The organism is Pseudomonas azadiae, assembly GCF_019145355.1.
Lineage (GTDB): Bacteria > Pseudomonadota > Gammaproteobacteria > Pseudomonadales > Pseudomonadaceae > Aquipseudomonas > Aquipseudomonas azadiae.
Window position 1 is genome coordinate 1,154,119 of the sequence record NZ_JAHSTY010000002.1, and the last position, 23,170, is coordinate 1,177,288.

A 23,170-nucleotide genomic window follows, 5' to 3' on the forward strand; every position below is an offset into this window, starting at 1 on the left:
GTAGCATCAGGTCGCCCGGTTTGGGGCGGCTTCGCCACCCAGCGCGGGACAAGCCCGCTCACTACAGGGTGCTTCTGCGTGCTCAGAATTTTATGTTCATTGCAGGCAAGCCAGCTCCGACAGGTGCTCGGTGCCGAGCCTCAGTCCACGCAAATCGCCCGGCCCAGTTGGCCTTTCTCCACCGTCGCCGAGCAGCCGAAGTGGCTGTTATCCACCTGACATGTGCCTGCCACCGGGCCGTTGCCGGATTGGGTGGTGACGCTGGTCTGGCACTCGCCTTCACACTGGCTCGAGTCGGTGCACGCCTTGCCCGCATCCCGGTACGGCGTGATGCACTTCCAGCTCTGCAACTTGCCCACTTGCTTCATGGTCCCGCCGCCTGCCAGGCATGTGGACGCCGCCGAGTCCTGGGCGGGCGGTTTGTGGGTGGAGCACGCCGATACCAGCAGCAGGGCGGCCAGGCCGATCATCAATTTCATGCAAAAGTCCTCATGGAGTAAGCGCAGCGGTGCAGTGTACGGGCATATGGACTACTTTGATTGACGAGTGATCCCTATCCGGTAACGACCCATGCGCACATTATGGAAGCGATACGTGGTCCTGTTGGAGCATGACCTGAGCACGCAGGTCTTCGACAACGTGAAAAACCTGCTGGTGTGCGCGCTGCTGTTTGCAGCCGGCACCAATGCACTGCTGGGCGAGCGTGATCTGTTTATTGGTGTGTTTGCGTCGAGTGTGGCGGGGTGGGGGCTGATTGTGCTGTCGGCGGTATTGATGCTGCTGAACGTGAGCGACGGCATTCGCCGGCTGGCCAAGTTGCGCTATCACCTGGCGCTGCAGCTGTTGTTGATCCTGGTTTACCTGGTGGTGGCCGAGCGGGTGGTGGAGATTGTGTGGGGGTTCCGGGCCCTTTGAAGTATCCTGCGCGCCCCGCTAACCACTGATCCAAACCAAGATGACAGGACAAGACATGCAGGCGATGCTTTCGTCGATCCTTGACGAAGTGCGCCCATTGATCGGCCTCGGCAAAGTCGCCGACTACATCCCGGCGCTGGCCGATGTACCCGCCAACCAACTCGGCATCGCGGTGTATGGCAACGACGGTTCGGCCTACCGCGCCGGCGACGCCGATACGTTGTTCTCGGTGCAAAGCATTTCCAAGGTGTTCAGCCTGGTGCAGGCCATCGACCATGGCGGCGAAACCATCTGGGAACGCCTGGGCCATGAGCCGTCCGGGCAGCCGTTCAACTCCCTGGTGCAATTGGAATTCGAACGCGGCCGCCCGCGCAATCCCTTTATCAATGCCGGCGCGCTGGTGATCTGCGACATCAACCAATCGCGCTTCGCCGTGCCGATCCTGTCGATGCGCGACTTCGTACGGCGCCTGTCGGGCAACCCGCAGATCCTGGTCAACAGCGTGGTCGCCGACTCCGAAGCCCAACACGGCGCGCGCAACGCGGCCATGGCTTACCTGATGAAATCCTTCGGCAATTTCCACAACGATGTGGATGCCGTGCTGCACAGCTACTTCAACTACTGCGCCCTGCAGATGAGCTGCATGGACCTGGCCAAGGCCTTCAGCTTCCTCGCCAACGAGGGCACGAGCGCCCACAGCGGCGAGCAGATATTGACGGCGCGCCAGACCAAACAAGTCAACTCGATCATGGCCACCAGCGGGCTGTATGACGAAGCGGGCAACTTTGCCTACCGGGTGGGCTTGCCGGGCAAGAGCGGAGTCGGCGGCGGGATTGTCGCAGTGGTGCCGGGGCAGTTTACGGTGTGCGTGTGGTCGCCGGAGTTGAACGCGGCGGGGAACTCGCTGGCGGGGATCAAGGCGTTGGAATTGCTGAGTGAGCGGATTGGGTGGTCGGTGTTTTGACCGGCAGGATCGATCGTTCCCACGCTCCGCGTGGGAATGCCGCCTCGGACGCTCCGCGTCCTTTCCAGTGATGAACTCAAGTCTTGCGCGAGGTGACGCGGAGCGTCACGGTATGCGTTCCCACGCAGAGCGTGGGAACGATCGGATTCAAGTGGCTGGATAGGCTTCGTCCAAGGCCTTGTTCACTAGCAATTGCACGCCTTCGAGCATGCGGCAGATGCCGAGTGCGACGTTACGTTGAGCGCCATCGACTTCGAAGGCCAGGTGAACGGCGATATCACTGATGGAGGCTAAATCCTGGGAGGCGTTGACCAGCAGGGTTTCCGTGTCCAGGTTGGGGCGTACGGCGAAGAGGTGTTCTGGGGGATTGGGGCTGTCTTTAATCATGGTGAGGCTCCTTTATAAATGGAGCTGCCACGATCCGCGGTCAAACGAATCTGGGTGGCAGCTGTACGCGGGTTGACCGACCGGCTGAAGGAGCAAAACCGGCATACCCGAAGGTATCCCGCGTACAGCTGCCGCGACACGATACATCAGACGTAAAAAAACGCCTAAGGTCGGTGTTGGCGCAATTGCTCTTTCTAAATCGGACGGTCAAATCCGGCCGCTGAATTGGCAGCGACGGCAGGGAGGTTAGCCAGCGAAGTTCCGAGCGACAACCTGAAACCCTTGTAGGAAATATCCTGACGCCGCCGACTCCTGTGGGAGCTGGCTTGCCTGCGATAGCGGTGGGTCAGCAGCCCATCCGGTACTGGAAGACCGCTATCGCAGGCAAGCCAGCTCCCACCTTTGATCTTCATTGGTCTCTGGGATTGGTATTAGCCCAATAAAAAATGCGCCCCTGAGGGCGCATTCTTTTGTTCGGTCAGCTACGGCCTATCAGGCCTTCGCATCCCAGGCCCGATCACCGTGCTCGTCCTTGATCCGAGTCGGCAAGCCCATCACATCCAGCGCTTTAAGGAACGGCTCAGCCGGCAGTTCCTCGACGTTGGCCATGTGCTTCACATCCCACTCGCCACGCGCCACCAGCAGCGCAGCGGCGACCGGCGGAACGCCTGCGGTGTAGGAGATGCCCTGGCTGTCGGTCTCGGCGAAGGCTTCTTCGTGATCCGCCACGTTGTAGATGAACATCTCGCGCGGCTGGCCATCCTTGGTGCCTTTGACCAGGTCGCCGATGCAGGTCTTGCCGGTGTAGCCCGGTGCGAGCGACGACGGGTCGGGCAGGACGGCCTTGACCACTTTCAACGGCACCACTTCCAGGCCTTCGGCGGTGGTGACCGGCTTCTCGGAGAGCAGGCCGAGGTTTTTCAGCACGGTGAACACGTTGATGTAGTGTTCGCCGAAGCTCATCCAGAACCGCACGTTGGGCACGTCGAGGTTTTTCGACAGCGAGTGCACTTCATCGTGGCCGGTGAGGTAGAGGTTCTGCGAACCCACGACCGGCAGGTCGTCGGTGCGTTTGACTTCGAACATGGTGTTGCTGGTCCACTGGCTGTTCTGCCAGCTCCACACCTGTCCGGTGAATTCGCGGAAGTTGATTTCCGGGTCGAAATTGGTGGCGAAGTATTTGCCATGGGAGCCGGCATTGACGTCGAGAATGTCGATCGAATCAATGCGGTCGAAATGCTGTTGCTGCGCCAGCGCGGCGTACGCGTTGACGACACCCGGGTCGAAGCCCACGCCAAGGATGGCCGTGATGTTCTTCTGTTTGCATTCTTCCAGGTGGTTCCACTCGTAGTTGCCGTACCACGGCGGGGTCTCGCAGACCTTGCCCGGCTCTTCGTGGATGGCGGTGTCGAGGTAGGCCACGCCGGTGTCGATGCAGGCCCGCAGGACCGACATATTGAGGAACGCGGAACCGACGTTGATGACGATCTGCGACTCGGTCTCGCGGATCAGCGCCTTGGTCGCTTCCACGTCCAGGGCGTTCAGCGCGAAGGCCTGGATGTCGGCGGGCACCTTGAGGCTACCCTTGGCCTTGACGCTGTCGATGATGGCCTGGCATTTGGAGATGTTGCGCGACGCGATAGCAATACGACCGAGTTCGTCGTTGTGCTGCGCGCACTTGTGGGCCACCACCTTGGCGACACCTCCTGCACCAATGATAAGAACGTTCTTTTTCAATTGCTTTATCTCTCCTTTATCCGCCAGCTTACGAAAGGCTGGACAGGTAGTCGTCGTAACCAAATTCACGAACCACTTCGACTGTACCGTCGAGTTGTTTCACTACGATGGACGGCATTTTCAGGCCGTTGAACCAGTTTTTCTTGACCATGGTGTAGCCTGCGGTGTCGATGAACGACAGCCGATCGCCGATGGCCAGCGGACGATCAAATTGATACTCGCCGAAAATGTCGCCGGCCAGGCAGGATTTGCCGCACACCATGACGGTGTGTTCACCCTCGCTCGGCGCCAGCTTGGCGTTGAGGCGGTAGATCAGCAGGTCCAGCAGGTGGGCTTCGATGGAGCTGTCGACCACGGCGAGGTTTTTGCCGTTGTAGAGGGTGTCGAGCACGGTGACTTCCAGCGAAGCGCTATTGGTGATCGCCGCTTCGCCGGGTTCCAGATACACCTGCACGCCGTACTTCTCGGAGAAGGCCTTCAAGCGCGCGCAGAACGCGTCCAGCGCATAGCCTTCACCGGTGAAGTGGATGCCGCCGCCGAGGCTGACCCACTCGACCTTGTGCAGCAACGCGCCGAAGCGTTCTTCGATGGTGCCGAGCATCTTGTCGAACAGGCTGAAGTCGCCGTTCTCGCAGTTGTTGTGGAACATGAAGCCGGAGATCTGCTCGATCACGCCTTCGATCTTCACCGGGTCCCACTCGCCCAGGCGGCTGAACGGGCGCGCCGGGTCGGCCAGCAGGTAGTCGGAGCTGCTCACCTGCGGGTTGACGCGCAGGCCGCGGGTCTTGCCCTCGCTGCGTTCGGCAAAGCGCTGCAGTTGGCTGATGGAGTTGAAGATGATCTTGTCGCAGTTCTCCAGCATCTCTTCGATTTCATCGTCGGCCCAGGCCACGCTGTAGGCATGCGCCTCGCCTTCGAACTTCTGGCGGCCGAGCTTCAACTCATACAGCGACGAGGAGGTGGTGCCGTCCATGTATTGCTGCATCAGGTCGAACACCGACCAGGTGGCAAAGCACTTGAGCGCCAGCAACGCCTTGGCGCCGGACTGCTCGCGCACGTAAGCAATCTTCTGCATGTTCACCAGAAGCTTCTGTTTATCGATGAGGTAGTACGGCGTTTTGATCATTTTTGAGAGCCTGGGGTGGTGCCTGCCAAAAAAGGACACGCATTGTGCCCGCACTTGGATCGAATCGAAAGGTTAGCGGGCGGATTTTGCGCGCCGGGTTTTCAAGCATAGCGATGGAGTATGACTATCTAAAGGTACACGCCGGCCCACTGTGGGAGCTGGCTTGCCTGCGATAGCCATAGGTATCTACACATTTTTGTAGTGAGCGGGCTTGTCCCGCGCTGGGCTGAAGCGGCCCCGATAAGGACACCGCAGTGTTCCAGATGAAACCAGATCGTCTGGTTTGGGGCGGCTTCGCCACCCAGCGCGGGACAAGCCCGCTCACTACAGGGAGATTTTTCAGCCTTTGAATGTTGTGTAGATACCTATGGTCATCGCAGGCAAGCCAGCTCCCATAGGTTGATCGCTGTACATCCGGCTTGCTGACATCAAACCGTCATCTCCCCACCACCGTCCTGCCACATTCCATCGCTACTGTCCTCGCCAATGAGATCGATCTCAAGCGAGTAACGATGACTGACCTGAAAGACGTCGCACGGCTGGCTGGCGTATCCCGCGCCACCGCCGCCCGCACCTTTGCTTCCCCGGAACAGGTGCGCCCGCTCACCCGTGAACAGGTGTTCGCCGCCGCCCGTGAGTTGGGCTTTCGGCCAAACCTGCTGGGCCGCCAGTTGCGCCTGCAAACCACCCGACTGATCGGTGTAGTGGTGCCCAACCTGCTCAACCCGGTGTTCGCCGAACAGTTCCAGGCCATGGAACGCGCCGCGCGGTTACGCGGCTACAGCCTGGTGCTGGCCACCACCGATTACAGCAGCGAGCGCGAAAGCACGGTGGTCGAAGAGCTGCTGCGCCAGCGCGTCGACGGTCTGGTGCTGACGGTCACCGATGCCGAAAGCAACGCGGTGCTCAGCAGCCTGAACACCGAGAAGACGCCCTTCGTGCTGGCCTACCATCAGCCGAGCAACCCCAACTACAGCGCCGTGTCGGTCGACAACCGCGCGGGCATGGCCCTGGCCACGCGTTACCTGCTGGAAGCCGGGCACCAACGGATCAGCATGGTCGCCGGCCCCGCGTTGCAGTCCGACCGTGCCCGCCTGCGCTATGCCGGCTACTGCGATGCCATGAAGGAATACGGCCTCAAGAGCCGCCCGGTGATCGAAATGCCGGCCCACACCCAGGCTGAATTCACGGCCATCGCGCCGTTTCTGCAGAACCCCGAGGCGCCCACCGCGCTGGTGTGTTCCAACGACTTTCTGGCGATCAGCCTGATCGCCGAACTGCGCCGCAACGCCTGGAACGTACCCGGGCAACTGTCAGTGATGGGTTTTGATGGCATCAGCCTCGGCACCCAGATGCACCCGACCCTGTGCAGCGTGGTGCAGCCCATCGCGCTGCTGGCCAGCACCGTGATCGACCAACTGCTGGCGCAAATCGCCGGCAACGCCCCGACGTCCCATTGCCTGCCTTGCCATATCCGGCCAGGCGAAAGTACCCAGCCCCATGAGGAGATCCTTGATGCGCGCACTCAGTAAAACCCTGGCAGCCGTGCTGCTGTGCGGTGCCGCGAGCCTGGCCCAGGCCGCCGACACCGCGATTTGCTACAACTGCCCGCCGGACTGGGCCGATTGGGGCTCCCAGCTCAAGGCCATCGCCGCCAGCACCGGCGTGCAGGTGCCGCTGGACAACAAAAACTCCGGCCAGTCCCTGGCGCAGTTGGTGGCGGAAAAAGCCGCCCCGGTGGCCGACGTCGTTTACTACGGCGTGACCTTCGGCCTGCAGGCGCAAAAAGCCGACGTGGTCGACACCTACAAACCCAAGGCCTGGGAGCAGATTCCCGCCGGCTTGAAAGACCCCGACGGCCATTGGTTCGCGATCCATTCCGGGACCTTGGGCATCATGGTCAACGTCGACGCGCTCGGTGGCTTGCCGGTGCCGCAAAGCTGGGCTGATCTGCTCAAGCCCGAATACAAAGGCATGGTCGGTTACCTAGACCCGTCCAGCGCCTTTGTCGGCTACGTGTCGGCGGTGGCGATCAACCGCGCCATGGGCGGTGATCTGGACAACTTCGCCCCGGCCATCGACTACTTCCGCAAACTGGCGAAAAACAGCCCCATCGTGCCCAAGCAGACCGCCTACGCACGGGTGCTTTCCGGCGAGTTGCCGATCCTGGTGGACTACGACTTCAACGCCTACCGCGCCCGCTACAAGGACCAGGCCAACGTCGCCTTCGTGATCCCGCAAGAAGGCAGTATCAGCGTGCCCTATGTCATGAGCCTGGTCGCCAACGCGCCGCACCGCGCCAACGCGGAAAAAGTCCTCGACTTCGTGCTCTCGGACGAGGGCCAGTCACTCTGGGCCAAAGCCTATCTGCGCCCGGTGCGGCCGATGAAAATGCCGGCGGACGTGGCCGCGCAGTTCCTGCCCGACAGCGACTACGCCCGTGCCGGTGTCGTGGACTACGAAAAAATGGCCGCTGTACAGGAAGCCTTCGCCGCCCGTTACCTGAACGAGGTCAAGTAAGTGGCAACATCGGCAAGACATGCCGCCTGGGCACTGGCCCCGGCCTTTGCGGTGCTGCTCGCGTTCTGGCTGTTGCCGCTGGCGCACCTGATGCTGCTCGGCGCCGAGAGCCGCGACGGCAGCGGCAGCGGCTACTGGCAGGTGCTCAGCAGCGCGCAATACCTGGGCAGCCTGGGGCAAACCTTGATCCTGGCAGTGGTGGTGACGCTGGTCGCATTGCTGATCGGCGGCATCAGCGGCGTGTTCCTCGCCCGGCAACAGTTCTTCGGGCGCTCGGCGCTGGTGGCCTTGCTCACGTTTCCGCTGGCCTTTCCCGGTGTGGTGGTGGGGTTCCTGGTGATCCTGCTCGCCGGGCGCCAGGGCCTGTTTGCCGCGCTGGGCCTGCAGTTGGCCGGTGAGCGTTGGATCTTTGCCTACTCGCTGGCGGGGCTGTTCGTGGGCTACCTGTACTTCTCGATTCCGCGGGTGATTCTCACGGTGATGGCGGCCTGCGAAAGCCTCGACCGCAGCCTGGAGGAGGCCGCGCATTCGCTGGGGGCAGGGCACTGGCGCGTGGTCTGCGATGTGATCGTGCCGGGCCTGGCGCCGGCGCTGGCGTCGTGCGGATCGATCTGTTTTGCCACGTCCATGGGCGCCTTTGGCACAGCGTTTACCTTGGGGACGCGGCTCAATGTCACGCCGGTGGCGATCTACAACGTATTCACCAATTACGCCAACTTTGCCGTCGCCGCTGCGCTGTCGGTGGTGCTTGGCGCGGTGACCTGGGCCGTGCTGCTGCTCACGCGGCGCCTGGTGAAAAATGCGGGGACTGTGCTATGAAGCGCTCATCGCTGTTTGTGCCGCAACTGCTGTTTACGCTGCTGGTGTGCGCCTTCATGTTGGTGCCGGTGCTGCTGTCGCTGCTGGCCGGGCTGACGCGCAACTTCTTTGTCGGCGTTTCCAGCGGCTTGACCTTCGACTGGTTGATCCAGGTGTGGCAGGCCTATTCGCCCACCGTGTGGTTGTCGCTGCAACTGGCCCTGGCCTGCGCGGTGTGCGTCTGCGTGATCGGCGTGCCGGCGGCCTATGCCCTGGTGCGCATGAACAACCGCTTCAGCCGTGCCTTCGAAGAGTTGATGGTGCTGCCGGTGGCGATGCCAGGGTTGGCCAGTGCGCTGGCGCTGCTGCTCACGTACGGCCAGTTCGGCAGTTTTCGCAGCAGTTGGCTGTTCATCCTGGTCGGCCACGTGCTGTTCACCTTGCCGTTCCTGGTGCGCCCGGTGATGGCGGTGATGCAGCGCCAGCAACTGCCGGTGCTGGAGGAGGCGGCGGCAAGCCTGGGCGCGGGTCCCGTCAAACGCTTTTTCAGCGTGGTGGTGCCCAACTGTCGCGCGGGCATCCTGGCCGGCGTGTTGATGGTGGTCACCCTGAGCCTGGGTGAATTCAACCTGACCTGGATGCTTCACACGCCGATGACCAAGACCCTGCCGGTGGGCCTGGCCGACAGCTACGCCTCGGCGCGCCTGGAAATCGCCAGTGCCTACACCCTGATCTTTTTGCTGATGATCGTGCCGCTGCTGATTGCGCTGCAGGCCATCAGTGCCCGTCTGTCCCGTGGAGAGCGTCGATGACCGCTATCACTATCCGCCTGCAAGGCTGTCGCAAGGCGTTCGCCGACGGCACCGTGGCCGTGCATGACTTGAACCTGACCGTCGAAGGCGGCGAAACCCTGGCGATCCTCGGCCCCTCCGGCTGCGGTAAAACCACCACCTTGCGCCTGATCGCCGGCCTGGAACGCCCGGATGTGGGCCAGGTGTTTTTCGGTGACCAGGACGTGACCCGCCTGCCCATCGAACGCCGCGATGTGGGCATGGTGTTCCAGAATTACGCGCTGTTTCCCAACCTGGATGTGGCCGGCAACATTGTCTACGGCTTGAAGGTTCGCGGCATGGCGCCGCGGGAACGCAACAAGCGCTGCGAAGAGCTGCTGGAGTTGGTGGGCTTGCAGCAGCATGGCAAGCGCAGCATCCATGAACTCTCCGGCGGCCAGCGCCAGCGCGTCGCTTTGGCCCGCGCCCTTGCGCCACGTCCTAAAGTGCTGCTGCTGGACGAACCCCTGGCGGCCCTTGACGCGCAACTGCGCGAACGCCTGCGCAGTGAGCTGAGCGAACTGCTGCGCGGCCTGGGCATCACCTCGGTGTTCGTCACCCACGACCAGGGCGAAGCCATGGCCCTGGGCGACCGCATCCTGGTGATGGAACACGGGCGGATCGCGCAACTGGCCAGCCCCCGGGACATCTACCAGAAACCAGCCAACGCCTTCGTCGCAGGCTTTGTCGGCAACCTCAACGCCTTTGCGGTGAGCGGGGCGTCGCCCACGGGCTTGAAAGTCTGCGGCGGTGAACTGCCGTGGCAGGGCACCGACCGGCCCGAGACCCTGTATTGCCGCCCCGAACATCTGCGCGTGACGCAGAGCGAAGGGCACTTGCACGGGCGTCTGCTGGCGCAGTTCTTCCAGGGCGCGCAAAGCCGTTTGCTGGTGGACGTAGGCGGCCCGCAACCGTTGCTGGTCGACAGCAGCGACAACGAGCTGTACGCCATCGGCGCGCCGATCGCCCTGGCGATTGCGCCGCACCTGTTGTTCACCCTGAATGCGTGAGAATCCACTGTGAATCGTCCGTTCCTCGTCGCCCAGATCAGCGACCTGCACCTCAAAGCCGGCCAGCGTCTCACCTATGGCGTGGTGGACACCCTGGGCGCGCTGCGCCGCGCCGTCGACCATCTGAACGCCAGCCACCCACGGCCTGACATCGTGGTGATCAGCGGCGACCTCGTGGACTTCGGCCGTGCCGATGAATACGCCGTGTTGCACCCTGAACTCGCGCGCCTGCACATGCCGTGCTACCTGGTGCCCGGCAACCACGACACGCGCGGACCATTGCTGGAGGCGTTCCGCGATCATGCCTACCTGCCGTTATCGGCAGAGGGCCCGTTGGACTGGGTGGTAGACACGCATCCGCTGCGCCTGATCGGCCTCGACTCCACCATTCCCGGCGGCCACGGCGGGCAGTTGCTGGACAGCCAATTGCAGTGGCTCGATGACCAGCTGGCGCTGCGCCCGCAGGCCCCGACTCTGCTGATCCTGCATCACCCGCCGTTCATCAGCGGCATCGGCCATATGGACCGCGAACCCTTCATCAACGCCGCCGCCCTGGAGCGCGTGGTTGCGCGTCATCCGCAAGTGGAGCGCCTGTTGTGCGGGCATCTGCACCGGCCGATGCAGCGCCGTTTCGGCGGCAGCCTCAGTTGTGTCTGCCCCGGCACGTCCCACCAGATCGTGCTGGATTTGCAAGACGCGGCGCCCGCGCATTTCAACCTGGAGCCGGCGGGCTATTTGTTGCATCGCTGGCAAGCGCAACAAGGTTTGATCAGCCACAACGGCGTGTTCGGGGAGTACCCGGGGCCGTACCCGTTTTATGACGCCCGGGGGTTGATTGACTGAGCGAGGCTCAGATGGCGGCGGCGCTGCTGGAAGAGAAGTTATCTGGAGCACCGCCTTGCATGCGTTGCAGTCTTATCAACGACCTGATGAAAACCACAGCGAAAGTTGCAGGCCCGATACGTGTAGTGAGCGGGCTTGCCCCGCGCTGGGCTGCGGAGCGGCCCCAAACCACGCGCCTCGTTCTATCTGGAGCAACTGCGGTGTCTTTATTGGGGCGGCTTCGCCACCCAGCGCGGGACAAGCCCGCTCACTACGGTATTCAACATGAATGGATCTTGTGATCATCTGGAATAGAATGAGTTTGTCTCATCATGTGCGTCTACCCACAATGCCTGCCATTCATATCAACATTGGAGTTGTAAGTCATGGCAGTCGCTCATTCCCTCGGATTCCCGCGCATCGGACGCGATCGTGAACTGAAAAAAGCGCAGGAAGCGTTCTGGAAGGGTGAGCTTGACGAAGCCGGCCTGCGCGCCGTCGGCCGTGACTTGCGCAAGACCCATTGGGACCTGCAGAAACAGGCTGGCATCGAGCTGCTGCCGGCCGGCGATTTCGCCTGGTACGACCAGGTGCTGACCCACTCGCTGATGTTCGGCGTGATCCCGGAGCGTTTCCGCCCGGCCGATGGCAAAGCCACCCTGCACACGTTGTTCGGCATGGCCCGCGGCGTCAGCGACAGCTGCTGCGGCGGCGCCCACGCTCAGGAAATGACCAAGTGGTTCGACACCAACTACCATTACCTGGTACCCGAATTCAGCGCCGACCAGCACTTCCACCTGGGGTGGGGTCAGTTGTTCGAAGAGGTGCAGGAAGCCCGGGACCTGGGCCACGCGGTCAAGCCGGTGGTGATCGGCCCGCTGACTTATCTGTGGCTGGGCAAGGCCAAGGGCGGCGACTTCGACAAGCTCGACCTGCTCGACCGCCTGTTGCCGCTGTACGGCCAGATCTTCCAGCGCCTGGCGGAACTGGGCGTGGAATGGGTGCAGATCGACGAGCCCATCCTGGTGCTGGACCTGCCCCAGGACTGGAGAAACGCCTTTGAGCGTGCCTACAACCAGATCCAGCGCGACCCGCTGAAAAAGCTGCTGGCCACGTATTTCGGTGGCCTGGAAGAGAACCTGGGCCTGGCCGCCAACCTGCCGGTGGATGGCCTGCACATTGACCTGGTGCGAGCGCCGGACCAGTACCCCACGATCCTCGACCGCCTGCCGGCGTATAAGGTGCTGTCCCTGGGCGTGGTCAACGGCCGTAACGTGTGGCGTTGCGACCTGGAAAACGCCCTGGCGACCTTGCAGCACGCCCATGAAAAACTGGGTGAGCGCCTGTGGGTGGCGCCGTCCTGTTCCTTGCTGCACAGCCCGGTCGACCTGGGCCGTGAAGACGCACTGGATGCCGAGCTGAAAAGCTGGCTGGCATTTGCGGTACAGAAGTGCACTGAAGTCGCCGTGCTGGCGCAAGCAGTCAACGCGCCAGAGGCGCCTGACGTACTCGCCGCCCTGGCGCAAAGCCGTGCCGTACAAACCGCCCGTGCCGCTTCGCCGCGCATCCACAAACCTGCGGTGCAGGCCCGTGTCGCGGCCATCACTGCCAAGGACAGCCAGCGCCAGTCTCCATTTGCTCAACGCATCGCAAAGCAACGTGCCGGCCTCAACCTGCCGTTGTTTCCGACCACCACCATCGGTTCGTTCCCGCAGACCGCGTCGATCCGCCTGGCGCGTCAGTCCTACAAAGCGGGCAAGTTGAGCGAAGCCGAATACGTCGAAGCCATGCACAGCGAGATCAGGCACGCCGTAGAAGTTCAGGAGAACCTCGGCCTGGATGTGCTGGTGCACGGCGAGGCCGAACGCAACGACATGGTCGAGTACTTTGCCGAACAGTTGGACGGTTACGCGTTCACCCGTTTCGGTTGGGTGCAGAGCTACGGTTCGCGTTGCGTGAAACCGGCGGTGATCTTTGGCGACCTGAGCCGCCCGAAAGCCATGACGGTGGAGTGGATCCGCTACGCCCAAGGCCTCACCAACAAAGTCATGAAAGGCATGCTGACCGGCCCCGTAACGATGCTGATGTGGTCATTCCCCCGCGAAGACCTGAGCCGTGAAGCGCAGGCCCGTCAACTGGCCCTGGCGATTCGTGATGAAGTGGTGGATTTGGAAGCCGCCGGCATCAAGATCGTGCAGATCGACGAAGCCGCCTTCCGCGAAGGTCTGCCGTTGCGCCAGGCGCAGTGGCAACCCTACCTCGACTGGGCCACCGAGGTGTTCCGCCTGTGCGCCTCGGGCGTGCGCGATGAAACCCAGATCCACACCCACATGTGCTACAGCGAATTCAATGATGTGATCGAGTCCATCGCGGCCATGGATGCCGACGTGATCACTATCGAGACGTCACGTTCGGACATGGAGCTGCTTGAAGCGTTTGAGGCCTTCGCTTACCCGAATGACATTGGGCCGGGGGTCTACGATATTCACTCGCCGCGTGTGCCGCAGGCGTCGGAAATGGCCAACCTGCTGCGCAAGGCGGCCAAGCGGATACCGGCCGAGCGGTTGTGGGTGAACCCCGATTGTGGGTTGAAGACACGGGGGTGGCCGGAGACGGAAGCGGCGTTGGTACACATGGTGACGGCCGCGCGGCAACTGCGGGCCGAACTGGCCTGACGCAATCCAGATGTAGGAACGGGTTCCTGTGGGAGCTGGCTTGCCTGCGATAGCGGACTGTCAGCCAATACATGTGGAGCTGACCCGCTGCAATCGCAGGCAAGCCAGCTCCCACAGAAAAGCCACCTAGTGTCTACAGGTATTTGAGCCAGGCCAAATTGCGGCGCCGTGCCTTGAGCCCGGCAAACCAGCGCACTGGCAGGTAGAGCGCCAAGGGCAACAACAGCGACACCAGCCAAATGGCGCCGATGGTGTCGAAGCCGAAGTAGTTGCCGTGATTGAGACCAAACAGTGCCACACAGGCGACATACAGCATTTTCAGCACATACAAATGCAGCAGGTAAAAGAACATCGGCGCCGCGCCGAACGTGGCCAGGATGCCAATCCAGCGCTTGTGCCCGGCCCGTTCAAACGCCAGCAACAGCAGCAAGCCAATCCCCAAAGTCAACGCCAGGAACAACAGCGAAGGCGGGTACTTGGTGACGTTGAAAAAGCTCATTAACGTCTGCGCGCCGTCGGCATACGCCTGCCACGGCTTCTCGCCATAGCCATTGGCCGCCCGTAACAACACAAACCCCACCAACGCGCCCGCGCCACCGAGCAACAGGTAACGCTGGCGCAGCGTCGGTTCCAGGCTATTGGCGAACCACGGACCGAGGCCGTAGCCCAGGGCAATCACGCCGATCCACGGCAACACCGGGTAGGTCACGCGCAGGCGCAGGGCGTCGCCCACTTCGATCCAACTGCGTTCGTGCAGGATCGACCACGGAACCTGCAACGCCGACCCCGCATCGACGTGCAGCCCATCCAGCAGGTTATGCCCGCCAATGATCACCAGCGCCAAGGCGATCAACAGCGGACGCGGCAGCCACACCAGCGCGGCGAGGGCGATCATGCTCACGCCAATGGCCCAGATCACCTGCATGTAGATCACGCTGGGCGGCAACTGGAAGGTCCAGGCGAAATTGACCAAGGTGAATTCCAGCACCACCAGGAACAGCCCGCGCTTGAACAGGAACGCCGACACATCGCGCCGGCCCTGGTATTTCTGGCCGTACAGCCAGGCCGACAAACCCGTGAGCAACACAAACACTGGCGCACACAAGTGGGCGAGGGTACGGCTGATAAACAGCGCCGGCTCGGTGCTGTCGATGTTCATCGGGTCGCTGACCTGGCGGTGCAGCAGGAAGGTTTCACGCACGTGGTCCAGTAGCATGAACAGGATCACCAGGCCGCGCAGGGCGTCGATGGAAAGCAGGCGTTGGCGCAAGGGAACAGCGTCGGTCATGGGCGAGGTTCGCAGGGCAGGGTGGAAGTGGGGCGTTATCCTATAACATTAATGTGCGCGTTGCCGCGATTCGTTGCCATGCCTGAGAGCGCCGCGTACGGTCAAGCCAGCTCCCACATCTGATCCTCGCCGTGCCCTGGATTCTGATACGGTCAGACCAAATCGTCTGCGCAGGCCTTGACCATGACTACCCCACACGCCGTCATCGACTTCTGGAAACAAGCCGGCCCCAAACGCTGGTTCGCCAAGAACGCAACCTTCGACGCCACGTTCCGCGACACCTTCCACACCGCCCATCTGCAAGCCGCCCGGCGTGAGCTGGAAAGCTGGCTGGACTCGGCGCAAGGGGCCCTGGCGCTACTGATCCTGCTCGACCAATACCCGCGCAATGCATTTCGTGGCACCGCCCATATGTTCGCCACCGACCCGCTGGCACGCCTGTACGCCCAGCGCATGGTCGACGCCGGCCTGGACCAGCAGATCGAGCCGGCCTTGCGCGCGTTTTGCTACCTGCCGTTCGAACATTCGGAAGACCCGGCCGATCAGCAACGCTCGCTGACCCTCAACCAGACATTGGACGCCAACACCTACCGCTGGGCGAAGCAACATGCCGAGATTATCCAGCGGTTCGGGCGTTTCCCCCATCGTAATGACGTGCTGGCCAGGGCCACCACCGCTGACGAGCAAACGTTCCTGGACGAGGGCGGGTTCGCCGGTTAACCGGTATTCCATCGAGGAATGGCCCCATAAAAACAGCGCATTGTCATTCTCATCGCACATCTCGTAGCGTAGGGCTTCATTCAAGGAGCCCCGCTATGAACCAGCCTCTGTTGCGCCTCTACGTCGATGCGCTGTACACCAGCCCCTACGCCCTGTCAGTGTTCGTCGTCCTGCGCGAAAAAGGCCTGGCTTTCGACACGCTCACCCTGGACCTGGACGCCGCGCAGCAGCAAGCGCCTGACTTCGCCCAACTGTCCCTGACCCGGCGCGTACCAACCCTGGTGGACGGTGACTTTGCACTGTCGGAGTCCTCGGCGATTACCGAGTACCTGGAGCAGGCTTACCCCGCGATCCCGGTGTACCCGGCCGACATCCGGCAGCGCGCGAGGGCGCGGCAGGTGCAGGCGTGGCTGCGCAGCGATTTGCTGCCGATCCGCCAGGAGCGCTCGACGCTGGTGGTGTTCTACGGGCAGAAAATGCCGCCGTTGTCACCCGTGGCCGAAGCGGCTGCCGCCAAGTTGATCAGCGCAGCGCAGACGCTGTTGGCGGGCAATGCGGCGTACCTGTTTGGCGAGTGGTCGATTGTCGACGTGGACCTGGCCGTCATGCTCAACCGCCTGATCCTCAATGGCGACCAGGTGCCCGCCGAACTGGTGGCTTACGCGCAACGCCAGTGGCAGCGGCCTTCCGTGCAGGCGTGGGTCAACCTGCAACGCCCTGCGCTGTAGGGCTTTGAGCCATTTGCGCGACGCGCCGGTCAAGGTCTTCCCAATCCGCCATGCCCAGCACTCGTGTGGTATTCAAGCCGCGCAGGTAACCGCGCAACTGCTGGGCACTGGCCTGGAACCGGGCAGCGTCAACGGCGGTGTCTTGCAGCACGCCTTCATAGTCGGCCAGATAATCGGCGACCCGCTCACGAAATTCCGGCAGGACGGCTTCGCGGATGCGGTCGAAGGTTTTCTGGTGGGGCTTCATGGCGTGGTCCTTATAGGTTTTATAGGTGCACTATCGGTTCAGATAATAGTCACCATCACGGATCGCAAGTTCTGTTTTTGCAGCAAAAGCGCAAAATCGCCCCATCGAGACGCTGTTCAAGGAAATGCGCGATGAGGACGTTTATTCAGCTGGCTTTAATGATGGTGATGCTGGGCACTGTCGTGATCAACAACGCGGCGATCGCCGATGATTTGCATGCAGGCCATTTGCTACCTATCGTCGGTAGCGTAAACTCCCTGCAGCACGCGCAATCGGTGGGTGTGTTGTTGAGCGATAATACCCGCGACAACCTCAGCTACCTTGAACGCTACCACGACATGGCCTTGAATGGCGCCAAGGATGCCCTCGACGGGCGTATCCGCCAGGCGTTCGTCAACAGCTCCGACCCGGAACTGGCCATCGATTGGTTGATGAGCTCGCTGCAAGGCACTTTTTTGTCGGTCACTGTGTACGACAACCTGGACGCCCTGGTGCAGGCTCATCCCGATGTGGTGGTGATGCTCGATACCCATAACCAACTGCTGACCCAGCGTAACGATCAGGTCGAGGCACGGTTCATTGCGCGGTTCTATGACGCGAACCTGCAATACATCGCCAAGGCTGAAGGCGCGGTGCACAAGCAGGTGCCGTCGGTGTGGGTGCATGACAAGGCCGCGCCGGAAATTGCCGCGCAGATTGAGCAGCAGCGGGGTGTGCAGCTCGACGCCTTGAAGCAGTTCGACGCGTCGCTCAAGGCACTGCTTCGTGCTGGGCAACGTGCGGGTTGATGTGAACTTTTATTTTTATCGTCAGGAATTTTTCATGCGCGCTTTTTTCGCCCCGGGCTTGGCCTTTGGTTCCCTGTTGCTGGCAGGGTGTGTGTCCGCCCCCAACGCTCCGACGCTGACCCTGCAGACCGCCAAGGACCCCGAGGCCTATGTGAAATGTGTGCTGCCCAAGCTGGAAAAGCATGGCATCACCTCCACTGTGACGCAGAACTCGCGCCACGCCAAAGTGCTGTTGACCAGCAAGTTTGCGGCCGATGATGTACTGGAAGCCTACAAGTCCCAGGAGGGCGGCAAGGTGTTCCTGTATGAGCGCAAGCCATTGGCGTCGGCGATCAAGCCGTCGCGGCTTGAGCTGGCTGCGCAGGAATGCAAATAGCGGGAGGCACCGCATAACCCAACATGTGGGAGCGGTTTTCCCTGTGGGAGCTGGCTTGCCTGCGATGGCATCACCTGGGTATGCCTGATGTATCCAGGTGTCTGCATCGCAGCGGTGCGGCGATCCGACAAGCCAGCTCCCACAGTTGGATGGGTGTGGGGCTCAGGGTTTTGTTTCGTTGCTGAACGCGTTGACCGTTTTGATCAGGCCTTGAGCCGCCAGCGCCACCAACTCCCCACCTTTCTCCACCGTTGCCAGCGCCGGGTCCGAGCCCATACGCCCATCAGGAAACCGTGCGCGAAAGTCCAGCGCTTCACGGATCGGCCCGGTGTTGGCGATTCGCGGCGAGTAGTCGGCTGTCTTGATCGAATCCGGGTACGCCCACTGCGTCACCGCAATCTCCGACGGCGTGGCGTGGCTGCCATGGCCGACCGGGAATTGGCGCTGGGCCAGGTCGGTCACGCCTTCCAGGTCCCACCAGTTCACCAGTTTCAGCGCAAACCCGGCCGGGCGGCGCGCGAAGCTCGCTTCGGCGTACAGCTCGGAGAACGCCGCTTCGATGGTGGCGATATTGCCGCCGTGGCCGTTCAGAAACAGGATCTTGTCGAAACCATGCCCGGCCAGCGAGCGCACCCAATCACCAATGGCGGCGATAAAGGTGGAAGGGCGCAGCGAAATGGTGCCGGGAAAGCCCAGGTGATGCTGGGCCATGCCGATATTGAAGGTGGGGCCGATCAGGATGTCGGCGTTCTTCTGCGCCGCATGGGCGATGATCTCCGGGCACATCCAGTCGGTGCCCAACAGGCCGGTGGGGCCGTGCTGTTCGTTGGAACCGATGGGAATCACCACCGTGCGGCTGCGCTCCAGGAACTGACCGATCTCAACCCAGGTAGACGTGTGTAGAAGCATTCGACGCTCTCTTTTATCGATGGGGACAGGCTAACCGCCACGGATTGTACGACTACTCGCCACCTGCTGGGGTTTGCAATTGAGGTAAGTCGACGACTTCAGCCAGCGCTGGTCCGGGTACCACGAGAACATGAACTGCCCGTCCTTGAGCTTGTCCACCACTTGGCGCGCGACTTGCGGACGCACGGCCGGGCAACCCTGGCTGCGGCCGATACGGCCTTCGCGCTTGCTCCACAGGGGGCTGACGTAGTGGGCGGCGTGGATCACAATCGCGCGGTCGCGGGCCAGGTCGTTGAAGCCAGGTTCCAGGCCGTCCATGCGCAGCGAGTAACCGTGGGTGCCCAAGTAACTTTCCTGGGTGCGGAACAGGCCGAGGCTGGACTGGTGGCTGCCTTCGAGGTTGGAGAACTGGGTGGCGAAGTTTTCCCCGGACTTGGCGCCATGAGCCACCAGGTCGCGCAGCACCAGGGTCTTCTTGCGCAAGTCGAAGATCCACAGCCGACGGGCGGTCGAAGGCTGGGAATAATCGATCACGGCCAGGCGCTCGGAGCGTTCTTCGCCGTTGTTGACCGCGCATTGCACCGCATTCAGTGCGCTTTTGAGCACCGTGGGATTGAGTTCTGGAGCCGAGCGCGCCAGGCTGCTATACAAGGAAGGAGGGGTGCCATTGGCGGCGAGCGCAGAAGTGCTCAACATCGCCAGGCTCAGGGTGATCAGGCCCAGGGCGGACACCGCGACCCGGCACATAAAAGTCAGCATCTACAGTACAACCCCACTGTGGATTGGAGCAAGTCTTGTTCAAAAAACACGCATGTTACTTGAGCATTTGCCTGCTCGTTGCACCATTGGTCGCCACAGCCGAAACGCTGCCGGCAGAACCGTTGCCAGTCGCCATGCCAGCCCCGGTGGACCTGGCCCCGGTGCAACAGGCCCTGGCGCAACTGCCCAGTGTCTGCCCCGGCCTGGCGCCGCAGATCGACGCCGCCGGGCAATTGCGCCTGCAAGCGTTCTACCAGCAGCAGGGCAATGCGCCGCTGTGGTCTGCCGATGAGCGCCGCCAAGCCCTGCAACCTCAGTTGCTGATGCTTGCCGACGACGGCCTGGACCCCACCCACTATAGCCTGCCCACCGTGGATGCCGCGGCCAATGTGCTGTGCAGCGATATCGCCACCAGTCAGCGCTACCTGCAGGCCCTGCACGACTTGCATTACGGGCGCCTGCAGCAATCGCGCTTCGAACCGCTGTGGCATTCGCGGCCGCCGGACCGCGACCCCGACACCGAGGTGCTGGCCTTTGCCGCGCTGGGTCTGCAGGACATGGCCCAGGCGTTCGACCAGGCGCGACCCAGCGCCGATTTGTACCGCAGCCTGCGTAATGCCTATTCCAGTGTGCGGCAGCAGCCGTTGCCGCATTGGGGCCCGGTCGCCAGCGGCCCGCTGTTGCGCCCCGGCATGGAAGACCCACGCGTGCCGGAACTGGCACAGCGCCTGGTCAGCGGCGGTTACCTGGCCGAGGCCCCGAGCGGCACGCAATACCGCGACGAGCTGGTCAAGGCGGTCAAGGCCTTCCAGCTCAGCCACTCGTTACAGGCCGACGGCGTGATCGGTGCCGGCACCGTGGCCGAACTCAACATCAGCCCGTCGATTCGCCGCGAGCAGTTGCGTATCAACCTGGAACGCTTCCGCTGGCTGGCTCAGGACCTGGAACCCGAAGGCGTGCTGGTCAACGTGGCCGCCGCGCAACTGAGCGTCTACCAGAGCGGCATCCCGGTGTGGCAAACCCGCCTGCAAGTCGGCCGCGCCGAACGCCAGACACCGCTGCTCAAGTCGCGCATCACGCGGCTGACGCTCAACCCGACCTGGACCATCCCGCCCACCATCATGCGCGAGGACAAGCTCCCGGCCATTCGTCTTAACCCCGAATACCTGCGCCAGCAGAACCTGCAAGTGCTCGACGCCGAAGGCCACCCGCTGGCGCCCGAACTGATCGACTGGGCGCACCCCGGTAACATCCTGCTGCGCCAGGAAGCCGGCCCACGCAACCCGCTGGGCAAGATCGTGATGCGCTTCCCCAACCCGTATTCGGTGTACCTGCACGACACGCCGAGCCAGCCGCTGTTCACCAAAGGCCCCCGGGCGTTCAGCTCCGGCTGTGTGCGGGTCGAGCAACCTTTGTTATTAAGGGATTTGCTGGTGAGCCCGGCCGAGCGCGCGCGCACCGATGAACTGCTGGCTACCGGCGTGACCCATGAATTCAGGCTGGCGACCCCGGTGCCGGTGTTGTTGGGTTACTGGACGGTGGAGGTCGATCGCCAAGGCGGTTTGGTGTACGCGCCGGATATTTATGCGCGGGACCTGGTGTTGATGAAGGCGATGGGCAGTGTGCTCTGACTCTTGTAGTGAGCGGGCTTGCCCCGCGCTGGGTGGCGAAGCCGCCCCAATAGAGACTCCGCCGAGTTCCAGACAAAACCGAGTCGCCTGGTCTGGGGCGGCTTCGCCACCCAGCGCGGGACAAGCCCGCTCACTACAGAAGCTTCTTCAGGATTAGTGCGACAGCCTGGTCCGGTGTGAGCAGGGCGGTATCGAGCGTGACCGGCACCTCATCCCATTCCTCATACTCATGCGCCAGAACGGACGGCCACGTGGGCGGGACCAGGCCGGGAATGTCGCCCGTGCGGCTCTCGACCCGCCGTTGATGCGCCTGCCGGTCCGAGCAAATCACCTGGACATCCAGCAACGCCACGCCTGCCGTCGCAGCCACGCCCTTCCACGCTTCGCGGCTTTCCCTGACCGGGTTTACGCAATCGGCGACCACCGTATGGCCCAAACGCAGGTTACTCAGCGCCAGCGCATTCGCCACGCCGTAGCCGCTGGCACCCACATCACCCGCCAGCACGCAGGCATCGCGAATGGCCTGTTCGATCACGTCGATACGCAGGTAAACGGCGCTGATCTGCTGTGCCAGTTTGCGCGCAATCGTGGTTTTGCCGGTGCCGGGCAGGCCGCTGAAAACGATGAGCATGAGGGCACTCCGGGTGCGTGTTCAATTGAGTCTGAGCAGGTGGCAGTGTCAACGCAGCGGTGGAATTGTGGCGTGTTTGGTCATGCTTCATCAATGGCGGCAGTCAGGGTTGGGGTGCGGCGACCCGGCTCGAACTGCGGGATGCGCCCATTCAGTGAGGGCCTGTATTGCCACTGATAGAGGCGGGCGGAAGAGGTCGGCTGTCGATGCAGCCATGCCAGAATGGCCTCGGCGGCGATGGCCATTGCCAGTTGCCGGCCGGGACATTCATGTCTTCCCGAGCCGAAACCGAAGGTGCGCCGTCCAGGGCGATTGAGCAAGAAACTGTCGGGGTCCGGGTTCGCGCCGGGGTCTCTGTTGGCTGATGCGAGCAACACAAGCACGCTGTCGCCCGCCTCCAGGACGCGGCCCTCGACGGTGCAGCGCTTGGCCACGAACCGCCGCGTGTTCTGCACCGACGGGTCGAAACGCGCCACCTCTGCCACTAACCGCGCAGCCACCAGTGGCGTGGCTCGCAGGGTTCCCTGCAGGTCAGGCTGACGTTGGAGCGCCACCAGGCTATTGCCGATCAGGCCGGCGGTGGCCTCGCAGGTCTGTGACAACAGGCCAATCAGGTTAGCGATCAACGCATCGGGATCTTCCCAGGCACGGGTTTCACCGCTGTTGCGCAGCGCGCTCAACAAGTGGCTACCTTCAGCCTCGTTATTGAGCAGCTCACTGAATACCTGGCTGAGCCGAGTGGCCGCGTCATTGGCCTTGCCGAGCTGAACGTCGTCGCTCAGCGGCGACAGGCAGGCGACGAAATCCCGGGTCAGCTTGGCAACCTCGCGTAGCTGGCAAACCGGAACGCCGACCAAGGATGCAATGACGCAAACCGGTAACGTGAACATCAATTCATCGAAGTTATCGCCCGGATCATCAAGGCTCTCGACCACACGTGCGACGATGCCGGCAAGGCCTTGTCGGTCGACGGCGGCCAAAGCCGGTTCGATTGCCATTCTGGGGCACAGGTGCCGCGCGCCCTCGTTCATGCGCATCAACCGACCGAAGACCCTGCCAGCGGCGCTTTGCGCAATGGCCGCTGGCACAGGCTCGTTCAAGGGGCGTACCCGGCAGTCGGGATGCCTCAGCACGGCTTCGACCGCGTTGGCACTGCTCGCAATCCATAAGCGCAGAGACGTATCGAATAGCAGACCGTTCTGCTGCCTGAGACCCGCGTAATAAACGTAGGGATCAGCCAGTGTAACCGCTTCAAAAGGCGTCATTGCGTAGGTCCTGTCCACGAAGAACCGCTACTATCGAACATCTT

General features: G+C 62.4%; 24 protein-coding genes. 14 read left to right on the forward strand and 10 right to left on the reverse strand.

Annotation, left to right across the window (positions count from 1 at the left end; translation table 11 throughout):
- Positions 1-140: 140 nt before the first annotated feature.
- A complete protein-coding gene (locus KVG91_RS21700; RefSeq protein WP_169378472.1) occupies positions 141-479 on the reverse strand; it encodes a hypothetical protein in 339 nt (112 codons plus the stop codon).
- Positions 480-570: 91 nt separating this feature from the next.
- Here KVG91_RS21700 and KVG91_RS21705 point away from each other — a divergent pair, with 91 nt between their 5' ends.
- Positions 571-915, forward strand: coding sequence for a hypothetical protein (locus tag KVG91_RS21705; RefSeq protein WP_169378473.1), 345 nt, complete (start codon positions 571-573; stop codon positions 913-915).
- A 55-nt stretch (positions 916-970) separates the two neighbouring features.
- Entirely contained in the window at positions 971-1,879 is a 909-nt protein-coding gene (glsB, locus tag KVG91_RS21710) for a glutaminase B (RefSeq protein WP_169378474.1), read from the forward strand.
- 147 nt (positions 1,880-2,026) lie between these two features.
- Here the strand turns inward: glsB and KVG91_RS21715 are convergent, their stop codons facing one another.
- The 3 genes from KVG91_RS21715 to KVG91_RS21725 all read right to left on the reverse strand — a co-directional run bounded on the left by KVG91_RS21715 (position 2,027) and on the right by KVG91_RS21725 (position 5,129).
- On the reverse strand, positions 2,027-2,266 hold the full coding sequence (locus tag KVG91_RS21715) for a DUF6124 family protein (protein WP_169378475.1): 240 nt from the start codon (positions 2,264-2,266) through the stop codon (positions 2,027-2,029).
- A 492-nt stretch (positions 2,267-2,758) separates the two neighbouring features.
- Complete coding sequence (locus KVG91_RS21720; protein WP_169378476.1) at positions 2,759-4,003, reverse strand: saccharopine dehydrogenase family protein; 1,245 nt, start codon at positions 4,001-4,003, stop codon at positions 2,759-2,761.
- Positions 4,004-4,031: 28 nt separating this feature from the next.
- Complete coding sequence (locus KVG91_RS21725; RefSeq protein WP_169378477.1) at positions 4,032-5,129, reverse strand: carboxynorspermidine decarboxylase; 1,098 nt, start codon at positions 5,127-5,129, stop codon at positions 4,032-4,034.
- Between the two features lie 512 nt (positions 5,130-5,641).
- Here KVG91_RS21725 and KVG91_RS21730 point away from each other — a divergent pair.
- The 7 genes from KVG91_RS21730 to metE all read left to right on the forward strand — a co-directional run bounded on the left by KVG91_RS21730 (position 5,642) and on the right by metE (position 13,784).
- On the forward strand, positions 5,642-6,661 hold the full coding sequence (locus KVG91_RS21730) for a LacI family DNA-binding transcriptional regulator (protein ID WP_169377926.1): 1,020 nt from the start codon (positions 5,642-5,644) through the stop codon (positions 6,659-6,661).
- Complete coding sequence (locus KVG91_RS21735; protein WP_169377925.1) at positions 6,645-7,649, forward strand: ABC transporter substrate-binding protein; 1,005 nt, start codon at positions 6,645-6,647, stop codon at positions 7,647-7,649. Before KVG91_RS21730 ends, KVG91_RS21735 begins: the two co-directional genes overlap by 17 nt.
- Positions 7,650-8,468 (forward strand): ABC transporter permease, encoded by an 819-nt coding sequence (locus KVG91_RS21740; protein WP_169377924.1) that lies wholly within the window; start codon positions 7,650-7,652, stop codon positions 8,466-8,468.
- A complete protein-coding gene (locus KVG91_RS21745; protein WP_076950694.1) occupies positions 8,465-9,259 on the forward strand; it encodes an ABC transporter permease in 795 nt (264 codons plus the stop codon). Before KVG91_RS21740 ends, KVG91_RS21745 begins: the two co-directional genes overlap by 4 nt.
- Positions 9,256-10,287, forward strand: coding sequence for an ABC transporter ATP-binding protein (locus KVG91_RS21750; protein WP_169377923.1), 1,032 nt, complete (start codon positions 9,256-9,258; stop codon positions 10,285-10,287). Before KVG91_RS21745 ends, KVG91_RS21750 begins: the two co-directional genes overlap by 4 nt.
- Before the next feature lie 9 nt (positions 10,288-10,296).
- On the forward strand, positions 10,297-11,130 hold the full coding sequence (locus KVG91_RS21755; protein WP_169377922.1) for a phosphodiesterase: 834 nt from the start codon (positions 10,297-10,299) through the stop codon (positions 11,128-11,130).
- A 365-nt stretch (positions 11,131-11,495) separates the two neighbouring features.
- Positions 11,496-13,784, forward strand: a complete 2,289-nt coding sequence (gene metE / locus KVG91_RS21760; protein ID WP_169377921.1) for a 5-methyltetrahydropteroyltriglutamate--homocysteine S-methyltransferase — start codon at positions 11,496-11,498, stop codon at positions 13,782-13,784.
- A gap of 133 nt (positions 13,785-13,917) precedes the next feature.
- Here metE and KVG91_RS21765 read toward each other — a convergent pair whose 3' ends face one another.
- Positions 13,918-15,072 (reverse strand): DUF1624 domain-containing protein, encoded by a 1,155-nt coding sequence (locus KVG91_RS21765; RefSeq protein ID WP_169377920.1) that lies wholly within the window; start codon positions 15,070-15,072, stop codon positions 13,918-13,920.
- A gap of 183 nt (positions 15,073-15,255) precedes the next feature.
- On the opposite strand from KVG91_RS21765, the gene KVG91_RS21770 reads away from it, so the two are divergent.
- A complete protein-coding gene (locus KVG91_RS21770) occupies positions 15,256-15,792 on the forward strand; it encodes a DUF924 family protein (protein ID WP_169377919.1) in 537 nt (178 codons plus the stop codon).
- Positions 15,793-15,887: 95 nt separating this feature from the next.
- Positions 15,888-16,520, forward strand: coding sequence for a glutathione transferase (gene yfcF / locus KVG91_RS21775; protein ID WP_169377918.1), 633 nt, complete (start codon positions 15,888-15,890; stop codon positions 16,518-16,520).
- Here yfcF and KVG91_RS21780 read toward each other — a convergent pair.
- Complete coding sequence (locus tag KVG91_RS21780; protein WP_076950682.1) at positions 16,495-16,767, reverse strand: hypothetical protein; 273 nt, start codon at positions 16,765-16,767, stop codon at positions 16,495-16,497. The two genes, yfcF and KVG91_RS21780, sit on opposite strands and share 26 nt — an antisense overlap.
- A gap of 131 nt (positions 16,768-16,898) precedes the next feature.
- On the opposite strand from KVG91_RS21780, the gene KVG91_RS21785 reads away from it, so the two are divergent.
- Both KVG91_RS21785 and KVG91_RS21790 read left to right on the forward strand, forming a co-directional pair.
- Positions 16,899-17,555, forward strand: coding sequence for an ATPase (locus KVG91_RS21785; protein ID WP_169377917.1), 657 nt, complete (start codon positions 16,899-16,901; stop codon positions 17,553-17,555).
- Between the two features lie 34 nt (positions 17,556-17,589).
- A complete protein-coding gene (locus KVG91_RS21790) occupies positions 17,590-17,931 on the forward strand; it encodes a hypothetical protein (RefSeq protein WP_169377916.1) in 342 nt (113 codons plus the stop codon).
- 162 nt (positions 17,932-18,093) lie between these two features.
- On the opposite strand, the gene KVG91_RS21795 is transcribed toward KVG91_RS21790, so the two are convergent.
- Complete coding sequence (locus tag KVG91_RS21795) at positions 18,094-18,840, reverse strand: creatininase family protein (protein WP_169377915.1); 747 nt, start codon at positions 18,838-18,840, stop codon at positions 18,094-18,096.
- A 30-nt stretch (positions 18,841-18,870) separates the two neighbouring features.
- Positions 18,871-19,599: a murein L,D-transpeptidase catalytic domain family protein gene (locus tag KVG91_RS21800; protein WP_169377914.1), complete on the reverse strand. Its 729-nt coding sequence runs from the start codon at positions 19,597-19,599 to the stop codon at positions 18,871-18,873.
- Between the two features lie 35 nt (positions 19,600-19,634).
- Here KVG91_RS21800 and KVG91_RS21805 point away from each other — a divergent pair, with 35 nt between their 5' ends.
- On the forward strand, positions 19,635-21,230 hold the full coding sequence (locus KVG91_RS21805) for a L,D-transpeptidase family protein (protein WP_169377913.1): 1,596 nt from the start codon (positions 19,635-19,637) through the stop codon (positions 21,228-21,230).
- A 133-nt stretch (positions 21,231-21,363) separates the two neighbouring features.
- Here KVG91_RS21805 and KVG91_RS21810 read toward each other — a convergent pair whose 3' ends face one another.
- Complete coding sequence (locus tag KVG91_RS21810; RefSeq protein WP_169377912.1) at positions 21,364-21,861, reverse strand: AAA family ATPase; 498 nt, start codon at positions 21,859-21,861, stop codon at positions 21,364-21,366.
- Positions 21,862-21,941: 80 nt separating this feature from the next.
- Entirely contained in the window at positions 21,942-23,126 is a 1,185-nt protein-coding gene (locus KVG91_RS21815; RefSeq protein WP_169377911.1) for a cytochrome P450, read from the reverse strand.
- Positions 23,127-23,170: the final 44 nt, after the last annotated feature.

Coding starts and splice junctions, on each gene's coding strand:
- KVG91_RS21700 (WP_169378472.1), bottom strand. CDS start 479: ATGAAATTGATGATCGGCCTGGCCGCCCTGCTGCTGGTATCGGCGTGC.
- KVG91_RS21705 (WP_169378473.1), top strand. CDS start 571: ATGCGCACATTATGGAAGCGATACGTGGTCCTGTTGGAGCATGACCTG.
- glsB (WP_169378474.1), top strand. CDS start 971: ATGCAGGCGATGCTTTCGTCGATCCTTGACGAAGTGCGCCCATTGATC.
- KVG91_RS21715 (WP_169378475.1), bottom strand. CDS start 2,266: ATGATTAAAGACAGCCCCAATCCCCCAGAACACCTCTTCGCCGTACGC.
- KVG91_RS21725 (WP_169378477.1), bottom strand. CDS start 5,129: ATGATCAAAACGCCGTACTACCTCATCGATAAACAGAAGCTTCTGGTG.
- KVG91_RS21730 (WP_169377926.1), top strand. CDS start 5,642: ATGACTGACCTGAAAGACGTCGCACGGCTGGCTGGCGTATCCCGCGCC.
- KVG91_RS21735 (WP_169377925.1), top strand. CDS start 6,645: ATGCGCGCACTCAGTAAAACCCTGGCAGCCGTGCTGCTGTGCGGTGCC.
- KVG91_RS21745 (WP_076950694.1), top strand. CDS start 8,465: ATGAAGCGCTCATCGCTGTTTGTGCCGCAACTGCTGTTTACGCTGCTG.
- KVG91_RS21750 (WP_169377923.1), top strand. CDS start 9,256: ATGACCGCTATCACTATCCGCCTGCAAGGCTGTCGCAAGGCGTTCGCC.
- metE (WP_169377921.1), top strand. CDS start 11,496: ATGGCAGTCGCTCATTCCCTCGGATTCCCGCGCATCGGACGCGATCGT.
- KVG91_RS21765 (WP_169377920.1), bottom strand. CDS start 15,072: ATGACCGACGCTGTTCCCTTGCGCCAACGCCTGCTTTCCATCGACGCC.
- KVG91_RS21770 (WP_169377919.1), top strand. CDS start 15,256: ATGACTACCCCACACGCCGTCATCGACTTCTGGAAACAAGCCGGCCCC.
- yfcF (WP_169377918.1), top strand. CDS start 15,888: ATGAACCAGCCTCTGTTGCGCCTCTACGTCGATGCGCTGTACACCAGC.
- KVG91_RS21780 (WP_076950682.1), bottom strand. CDS start 16,767: ATGAAGCCCCACCAGAAAACCTTCGACCGCATCCGCGAAGCCGTCCTG.
- KVG91_RS21785 (WP_169377917.1), top strand. CDS start 16,899: ATGAGGACGTTTATTCAGCTGGCTTTAATGATGGTGATGCTGGGCACT.
- KVG91_RS21790 (WP_169377916.1), top strand. CDS start 17,590: ATGCGCGCTTTTTTCGCCCCGGGCTTGGCCTTTGGTTCCCTGTTGCTG.
- KVG91_RS21795 (WP_169377915.1), bottom strand. CDS start 18,840: ATGCTTCTACACACGTCTACCTGGGTTGAGATCGGTCAGTTCCTGGAG.
- KVG91_RS21800 (WP_169377914.1), bottom strand. CDS start 19,599: ATGCTGACTTTTATGTGCCGGGTCGCGGTGTCCGCCCTGGGCCTGATC.
- KVG91_RS21810 (WP_169377912.1), bottom strand. CDS start 21,861: ATGCTCATCGTTTTCAGCGGCCTGCCCGGCACCGGCAAAACCACGATT.
- KVG91_RS21815 (WP_169377911.1), bottom strand. CDS start 23,126: ATGACGCCTTTTGAAGCGGTTACACTGGCTGATCCCTACGTTTATTAC.